8 protein-coding genes are annotated in these 8,008 nt (G+C 37.5%); 4 read left to right on the top strand and 4 right to left on the bottom strand.

The window, feature by feature from the left end; genetic code table 11:
* The first annotated feature begins 261 nt into the window (after window positions 1-261).
* The 3 genes from UMU13_RS07200 to UMU13_RS07190 are packed head-to-tail and all read left to right on the top strand — an operon-like array spanning window position 262 to window position 2,470.
* Window positions 262-1,608, top strand: a complete 1,347-nt coding sequence (locus UMU13_RS07200) for a TrpB-like pyridoxal phosphate-dependent enzyme (RefSeq protein ID WP_328218119.1) — start codon at window positions 262-264, stop codon at window positions 1,606-1,608.
* A 58-nt stretch (window positions 1,609-1,666) separates the two neighbouring features.
* Window positions 1,667-2,248, top strand: coding sequence for an epoxyqueuosine reductase QueH (locus UMU13_RS07195; protein WP_328218118.1), 582 nt, complete (start codon window positions 1,667-1,669; stop codon window positions 2,246-2,248).
* Window positions 2,249-2,470 (top strand): DUF2905 domain-containing protein, encoded by a 222-nt coding sequence (locus tag UMU13_RS07190; RefSeq protein ID WP_328218117.1) that lies wholly within the window; start codon window positions 2,249-2,251, stop codon window positions 2,468-2,470.
* Window positions 2,471-2,542: 72 nt separating this feature from the next.
* Here the strand turns inward: UMU13_RS07190 and UMU13_RS07185 are convergent, their stop codons facing one another.
* A complete protein-coding gene (locus UMU13_RS07185; protein ID WP_013886432.1) occupies window positions 2,543-2,746 on the bottom strand; it encodes a cold shock domain-containing protein in 204 nt (67 codons plus the stop codon).
* A gap of 153 nt (window positions 2,747-2,899) precedes the next feature.
* Here UMU13_RS07185 and UMU13_RS07180 point away from each other — a divergent pair, with 153 nt between their 5' ends.
* Window positions 2,900-3,298, top strand: a complete 399-nt coding sequence (locus UMU13_RS07180) for a molybdenum cofactor biosynthesis protein MoaE (RefSeq protein ID WP_328218116.1) — start codon at window positions 2,900-2,902, stop codon at window positions 3,296-3,298.
* A gap of 610 nt (window positions 3,299-3,908) precedes the next feature.
* Here UMU13_RS07180 and UMU13_RS07175 read toward each other — a convergent pair.
* The 3 genes from UMU13_RS07175 to UMU13_RS07165 are packed head-to-tail and all read right to left on the bottom strand — an operon-like array spanning window position 3,909 to window position 7,679.
* Entirely contained in the window at window positions 3,909-5,858 is a 1,950-nt protein-coding gene (locus UMU13_RS07175) for a transglutaminase family protein (protein WP_328218115.1), read from the bottom strand.
* Entirely contained in the window at window positions 5,842-6,750 is a 909-nt protein-coding gene (locus tag UMU13_RS07170) for a DUF58 domain-containing protein (protein WP_328218113.1), read from the bottom strand. The genes UMU13_RS07175 and UMU13_RS07170 overlap by 17 nt, the downstream gene beginning before the upstream one ends.
* Entirely contained in the window at window positions 6,747-7,679 is a 933-nt protein-coding gene (locus UMU13_RS07165; RefSeq protein ID WP_328218112.1) for an AAA family ATPase, read from the bottom strand. The genes UMU13_RS07170 and UMU13_RS07165 overlap by 4 nt, the downstream gene beginning before the upstream one ends.
* Window positions 7,680-8,008 lie beyond the last annotated feature (329 nt).

Below are 8,008 nucleotides of genomic sequence, written 5' to 3'. Positions count from 1 at the left end.
ACTCAAAAAGGACTCATTCAGCTATTGAATACAATACTCCGAGAGAGAAACTGGAACTATATTATAAAGAAATGGAGCAATGTGCTTAACTTTTTGTGTAGAAAAAGGTGGAAAGTCCACCTGTAAACTTAATACTTATAAACCACTTTAACCTTTACCTCTCTATCTCACCAATAAAAAATGGGAGGGCGCCAAAACTTTAGTTCTTGATTTGTGTTTAAAATATGATAAAAAGTTATAACTATTTATGGAGGATATATTATGAGTAAGGTTTTTCTTGACGAGAAATACATACCTGATAGATGGTATAATATACTGGCTGATCTTCCTAAGCCTATGGACCCGCCCATCAGCCCTTTTACCGGCAAACCTGTTACATTCGATGAAATGAAAGCATTATTCCCCCCTCAGCTTATCGAGCAGGAGATGTCCACACAAAGATGGATCGATATCCCGGAAAAAGTAATGGAGGTAATGCGTCTTTGGAGACCGACACCGTTGATACGGGCAGAAAGATTTGAAAAGGCACTCGGTGTGAAATCCAAAATCTACTTTAAATATGAAGGAACATCACCGGCCGGAAGCCATAAACCGAACACTGCAGTGGCTCAGGCTTATTATAACAAAATAAACGGAATAAACCGGTTAACCACCGAAACAGGCGCAGGCCAATGGGGAAGCGCTTTGTCGGTGGCCTGCAAAATGCTTGAAATGCAGTGCAGAGTATATATGGTAAAAGTAAGCTTCAACCAAAAACCGTACAGAAAATCTTTTATGCGCATGTTTGATGCGGAAGTTATACCCAGTCCTTCTGAATTTACAAATGCCGGCAGAGAAATACTGAAACAGAATCCCGAATCCAATGGAAGTCTCGGGCTTGCAATCAGTGAGGCTGTGGAGGAAGCTGCAGGCAGAGATGATACGAATTACGCTCTGGGCAGCGTTCTGAATCATGTTGTTTTGCACCAGACTGTAATAGGACTTGAAACAAAAAAACAGTTCGAGCTGATCAATGATTATCCGGACAAAATCTTTGCTTCCTGCGGCGGAGGGTCTAATTTCGGCGGAATAGCCATCCCTTTTATAAAAGACAAACTGGAGGGGAAAAATGTGGAAGCAGTTGCAGTTGAACCCGCAAGCTGCCCCACCCTCACAAAAGGCACATTTGCTTACGATTACGGCGATGTTGCAAAATTAACCCCTATTATGAAAATGTACACACTGGGACATGACTTTGAGCCGCCTGCAATCCATGCAGGGGGGCTGCGTTATCACGGGGAATCTCCTATTGTCAGCCATCTTTACCATGAAGGGATAATCGATGCACAGAATGTTCACCAATCTGACATTTTTAAATATGGGATCATGTTTGCACAGACCGAAGGGATTGTTCCTGCTCCGGAATCTGCTCATGCAATTGCGGCTGCGGCTATGGAAGCTGAAAACAATATGGAAGAAGGCAAAGAAAAATCAATTCTCTTCTGTCTCAGCGGACACGGTTTCTTTGACATGTCTGCTTACGACGCTTATTTCGACGGCAAACTCGAAGATTATGAATATCCTGAAGAAGCAATCAGAAAATCACTTGAAAACTTACCCAACGTTTAATATCTTTCTTATCACAGGGGAGAAGCTTCCCCTGTGAATTCTTTAAAAAGGTAGGCATATGAAAGTACTTATGCACCAATGCTGCGCACCCTGTTCAATATACACATCAAAAATTCTCCATGAAAACTTTGAAGCAGTTTACGGCTTTTTCTACAATCCAAACATACATCCGGTAACAGAGTTTTACAAAAGACTGGAAAGTGTATCTGAATTCAACGATGAAAACAATATAAAGTCGATAATAGATGAGTACTACGGATTGGAAGAATTTACCAGAAATGCAGTTTACAGGGAAGACAACAGATGCATGTACTGCTATTCATCCAGGATTGAAAAATGTGCACAAATAGCATCAAAGGGAAAGTTCGATTACTTTACAACTTCATTATTATACAGCAAATTCCAGAACCACGAACTTATAGCTGAATTATGTGAAGCTGCGGCAAAAAAATACAACACAAATTTTTTCTATTACGATTTCAGAGAAGGGTGGAAAGAAGGAATAGAAAAAAGCAAAGAGATGGATATGTACAGGCAGCAATACTGTGGGTGCATTTACAGTGAAGAGGACAGATACCGGAAACAGTTATCAAAGCGCTTCAATTACAGCAAAGCAAATGAAAAATCAGGAGCAGTTTAGATGCCCGGAGTACCCGACTTTGCTAAATTACTCATAATCATCGGTCTGGTAATAGCAGGAATCGGAATTGTTTTGCTTTTCGGCGGAAAATTCGGGTTGGGGAAACTTCCAGGAGATATTCTAATAAAAAAAGATGATTTTACTTTTTATTTCCCGATAGTTACTTCAATTATTATAAGTATTATTCTTACAGTCTTGTTTAATATTTTTTTCAGAAAATAAAAAATCCGCCCGAAGGCGGATATAGTTTTTGTCGTTATAACCAGTTAATAATTCCGGTTCGTATAGATTTATCTATACCTTAACAACATTAGCTGCCTGAGGACCTTTGGGACCTTCAACAACTTCAAATTCCACTTCGTCGCCTTCTTTCAAGGACTTGAAACCTTCCATTGAAATTGCGGAATAGTGCACAAAAACATCCTCGCCGTCTGAGCCAGTTATAAAACCGTACCCCTTTGAATCATTAAACCATTTCACTGTACCTGTGTTACTCATTCTTTCACCTCTTATATTTCTTTGGGCTGCACCCTTCTATTATAATACCAGCATCTTATCTATTAGTCAAAAGAAATATTTAAATTTTTTACTTTCCAAAAAAAAGATATTCCTGTAGAAAACTGCAAATGCTGATTAAATAAAGGAGCTGCCATGGAAAACATTAGCGTAAAAATTGATAAAATAAATGATATATCTGAGCTTTACAGGCAATTTTACAAAGATACATCTGATTCTACAGGGACAATATTAGTACATCACGGTAAAGCAAAATATCCGGGAAAATATGTAAAAGATTATTCTGAAATAAAACTTTATGAAAAAACTCCCGAAGCTGAAAAGGTTCTTAAAGAAAAAGCCAGTGAAATTTTCAAAAAATACAATCTCAATTCTCTGCTGGCCGTTCACAATATCGGAACAATTTACAAAAACGACCCGATACTTTTTCTGGCAGTGGAAGCAAAAGACAGAGAAACCGGTTTTAAAGGGATGCGGGAACTTCTGGAATTTATAAAATCAGAAAAATTTTTAGGATTGGAAGAAATAAAATAATATACAGAGACTTTTGAATAATTGAGCCATTATAAATTTTACCACCCCAGCCCCTCCTAACTCTTTGATAGGATAAGAGTTAAATTCCGAGTACCGAGCACATATACATTTATGTGCTCGATGGAGTGGACAAATCTCTGATGTTGTCTGACAAAATATACCCCCTTCTTAACCTCCCCCTAAAGTAGGGGGAGAGATCAGTTCCCCTCCTAAGATAGGAGGGGTCAGGGGTGGTATGAAAATAGCTGTTTGGCAAGAGACCTCTCCGCTTCGGTCGAGGTGACAGTTTTTGCATATAATCCGCCTTAGGCGGATAAATAGAAGGTAAACATAAGGCATCCTTTCGCCCGGGCACTTAGAGTTTTAAGTGCCCGAGTGGGAATCTCTACCGTAAGAAACGATATAGCAAACAAACATGTAAGTGTTCTTATTGTTGCAGAAAGTAGGATAACTCCAGTAATTATTCAAGTTTCGCACTTATACTGTTTTCACGTCTTTGCGAGGAGTGAAAACGACGAAGCAATCTCTCTACTTTTCTTGTTTTGAGATTGCCACAACCCTGTTCCCACAAGGTTTCGCAATGACAAAACGAAGTGCGAAACTTGAGTAATTATTGCTTGTTTTTACCTGATTTAACAGAGGAATGTTTGATATAGCGTGATACATCTTTAAGTCTTTTTTTCAAAGTTCTATATTTTTCACGGTTAAACTCTTTGTCTCCGTAAACTGCCGAATAATATTCATATGCCAGTTTTTTCAGTTCCTCACCAATTTCCTTATTGCCTACATTGTTAACAGCCTGAATAAGTCCTTCCCCGGCCGTTCTTGAAACTCCCAGCTTCAGAAAAACTTCATCAAATTTTTTCAAAATTTTTTCTGTTCTTTTTTCTCTTTTCTTTTTAAAAACAAATATTAATAAAAGGATAAACGGTATTATCAGAGCAAAAACACCTTTGCCGAAAAGCTTTAAATCAAATTTAATATTTTCAGCTGCTTCAGCGGCATTTTTCAACCCTTCCATCTGTTTTGCAAAATCGTAATTAATCACAAAAACTGTCCAGTAATAATTCAGTTTATCAAAAAACAGTTTAATCTCCTTAAGACTGCTGAGCTTATTTTTATCTGAAAATCTACTGAAGTCAGCAGGAGTGGGATCATATGTCCGCCATGCTCCGTCGATATAAGCTTCCACCCACACATGGGCATTACTGTACAAAACTGAATAATAACCGGCCCCTTCATCATAATAGCCGCCTCTAAAACCACCCACAAGTCTTGAAGGAATACCGTTCAGCCGAAGAAGAACACCCATTGCAGAAGCAAAATATTCACAATTCCCCATTTTTGTAACGGTAAGAAAATGCTTTAACGGTTCTTTGCTTAAAGGCAAATTTTGAAGGGAATATTTGAAATCCGGAGGTTTTAAATAATTAATGATATTATCTGCAGTTCCGGCGTCGGTGTCACCTTTAAGACGGCTTGCAATCTTTTTGACTTCACTGCTTATTCCTGAAGTCTGCAAATATATTTCTTTCCTTGCCAAATGAGCATTAATCTGCTGACTTAGGCGGGAAACAGCTGTGTAGGATATTTTTGTTTTCACAGGCTCCTCTGTGATAACCTCCCCACGCTTCTTATCAAAACTGAAATCATCGGAATATGTTATATCAACAGGCACATTTAACGTATAAAGATATTCATTAGCCGTGGGCTCCATAAATACTCTGTATTTTATAATTTTTTTATTCTGACTTTCATGTTTAATGTTGTGTTCTGTTCCGGAACCTCCGTAGTTACTCTCCCAGCCGTTATTCCGGTATGTATCCAGGACCACACCCCGCCAGTAAAGAAATTTATCGTCAATTTTTTTCATTTTCACCCTGAATGCCGTTTTATCGTTATTTTGAATAAAATTGACTGTTCCCAGTTTTATGCTGTCAGTAAACCCGGTGGAAGCATTCTGACGGTTATTCAAAAAACTCAGCATCGGATAATCCGTACGCGGAAGAATCAAAAAAAGAAAAGCCGCGGCCGGTATGGAAATAACCATAATCAGAGTTATGGGTTTTAAAATGGAAACAAAAAACGGCTTATCCATGATAAAAGTATTATCCTCAACCATCACAGTCAGAAGAACCATTTGCAAAACAATGAGCAGCACCTCAGCAAAAAGGTAAACCAGAAAAACCATACTCAAATTTAACAGGGAAAGACCTGCCAGAATAAAAACGGCCATAAGGGATATCTGCATATAGTCCCTGTATTGTTTCCTTTCCATCAACTTCAGCCCCATCAGCACAATGAGGGCATTGATAAAAATGACATTCATATTTTCAATACTGAAATTGATAAACGCTGCAAATAAAACAATCACTCCCAGAAAATTAGCCAAAAAACGCGGCAAATAGAGATTATAGCCCTTTATTTCCAGAAAATTTGCAATAATCACTCCGGAAATAAAAACAAGGACAAAAGGGTTCATATACTCTGCGACTGCAGCAAAACATATAATACTTACAAGAATTGTGTTTATTTTTATCAGATTAATTATTGTCATCATATAAAGCCAGATATCTGAGAAGGTTAAGTTTGTGTCCGTGTGATATATCAGGGGGGAAATAATCGTTGTCCGTTTTTAGCCCCACCGGCGTATTCTTCTTAATCAAATCAATGATGTCATAAGCCGCAGCGGAAATTTCAGACTCCGATACAAAATCCAAACCGCTTAAGTCAATAACTACTGGAGAATTAAGCCCTCCGCTAAAATTCTTCGCTTTCAGCTCGTCGCTTTTTGCAAAATGTTTCCAGTGAATAAGACGCAAACTGTCCCCATACTCATAATTCCTTATACTGCTGAGCTCTTCCGATGCCTGATTATCTTTTACGGCATTCCCTTCAGTCTCATTGAGCGAATAACTTCTTGCACTTTCATTTGATTTCACAGGCTTTGGGAAAACCACTGCTTCACTGTTAACGGGAATTTTTTTACATCTTACAAAAAAATTAAACGGAAACCTCGAGTAAAGGACTATCTCTTTAATGCGGTTAACACCCCTTTTCTGAAATATCAAATCCGTTTTACCCTCTTTGATGCTTTGCCGCCCTATTCTGCCGAAAAACACTTCACTTTCATAAAATTTTATTTTAAGCAGGTATGAATCAAGAAATTTTTTTTCATTTTCTGCCTTCAGTCTCACTCTAAAGGCAGAACCGGCATAAATTTCAGCGGGCATTTTAAGATTGATTTTTATATTGTTTATATTTTTTTTGCCGTAAAAACCGGAAATAGCCATTACAGCCAGTAGAAAAGAAACAATAATAAAAATAAGGTTATTGCCGGTGTTAACTGCGGCAAATCCCAGTACTATTGTAACTATAATATAAAACCAACCGGCTTTGGTAAAATAAACGGGTTTAAAATTCGTCTTTGTTTTTAAAGCAGATTTTTTCATACGGGAAATTTGATTGAATCCAAAAGTGATTTCAGCATATCTGTTTTCTCATCCTCGGGCAGCTGTCTTCTAAAAATAACCCTGTGGGAAACAGTATACCTGCAATAATCGGAAATATCTTCGGGTATCACATAATCCCGATTATTAACAAAAGCACTGACCTTAGCAGCATTGAGGATAGAAAGCATAGCCCTTGTGGATAAACCTATCAAAAACTCACTGCTTTCCCTGGTAATATTTGCAATTTCCAGCAGGTATTCATAGATTTTATCATCAACTTTGACATTATTTTTTATGAAATTAATAAGATTAAGTACACTTTCAGAGCTCAAAACAGGTTCAGATTTATTAATCTCTCCTCTGCTGCTACCTCCTTTCAAAATTTCAAGCTCCCGCTTTCTGGAAGGGTAACCGATGCTTATTTTCATCAAAAATCTGTCCAGTTGTGATTCCGGCAGAGGAAACGTTCCGTGCTGTTCCGAGGGATTTTGAGTTGCTATCACAAAAAACGGCTTCGGCAAATTATATGTCTTCCCCTCTACAGTGACCTGTTTCTCCCCCATAGATTCCAGAAGAGCACTCTGAGTTTTTGGAGTTGCTCTGTTGATTTCATCCACAAGCACAATATTATTGAAAATCGGCCCCTTTCTGAATTCAAAGGATCTTTTGTCTTTGTTAAAAATGGATAACCCGGTTATATCGGTGGGCAAAAGATCATTTGTACACTGAATTCTCCCAAAAGAAAGCCCCATTGATTTTGCAATGGCAAGGGCAAGAGTTGTCTTTCCCAGACCGGGAACATCCTCAATAAGAAGATGGCCTCTGCTGAGGAAAGTAATCAGCGTCAATCTTAAAGCTTTATCTTTGCCCTGCAGATACTTATCATAATATTCAAAGAGTTTGTCTATGTCTTCTCTGTAGTTTTTCACTTTACTCTCCTGCTTTATTCTAATTGCTTAAATAATTAAATTCAATAACTTCTCGACTTTTTTAATTATTAATTTAAAAGTTCCAACATGGATTAAATTTTAATATTATTAGTTAAATACGTAGTTGTATACTGCATATTGTATACAATGTTTTATTATTTAATTAATTTAAATTAAAACACCAGTATTTTTTTACTGCAACATCTTGCAAACAGAACAACAAATCAGCCATAACTCACAGAGAATAAAGAATTATACCGTTACCAAAAATAATAGTTGACATTTATAAAACATTGTATTAATCTTTTTACAGGACTTGGGATTATGGA

The organism is Flexistipes sp. (genome assembly GCF_036172515.1).
GTDB lineage: Bacteria > Chrysiogenota > Deferribacteres > Deferribacterales > Flexistipitaceae > Flexistipes.
This window is presented reverse-complemented; position numbering and strand designations above follow the sequence as displayed.

Excerpts from the sequence above, each read along its gene's own strand:
- UMU13_RS07170 (WP_328218113.1), bottom strand. The coding sequence starts at position 6,750 with ATGAAAAAATCTGCTTTAAAAACAAAGACGAATTTTAAACCCGTTTAT.
- UMU13_RS07180 (WP_328218116.1), top strand. The coding sequence starts at position 2,900 with ATGGAAAACATTAGCGTAAAAATTGATAAAATAAATGATATATCTGAG.
- UMU13_RS07200 (WP_328218119.1), top strand. The coding sequence starts at position 262 with ATGAGTAAGGTTTTTCTTGACGAGAAATACATACCTGATAGATGGTAT.
- UMU13_RS07190 (WP_328218117.1), top strand. The coding sequence starts at position 2,249 with ATGCCCGGAGTACCCGACTTTGCTAAATTACTCATAATCATCGGTCTG.
- UMU13_RS07185 (WP_013886432.1), bottom strand. The coding sequence starts at position 2,746 with ATGAGTAACACAGGTACAGTGAAATGGTTTAATGATTCAAAGGGGTAC.
- UMU13_RS07195 (WP_328218118.1), top strand. The coding sequence starts at position 1,667 with ATGAAAGTACTTATGCACCAATGCTGCGCACCCTGTTCAATATACACA.
- UMU13_RS07175 (WP_328218115.1), bottom strand. The coding sequence starts at position 5,858 with ATGATGACAATAATTAATCTGATAAAAATAAACACAATTCTTGTAAGT.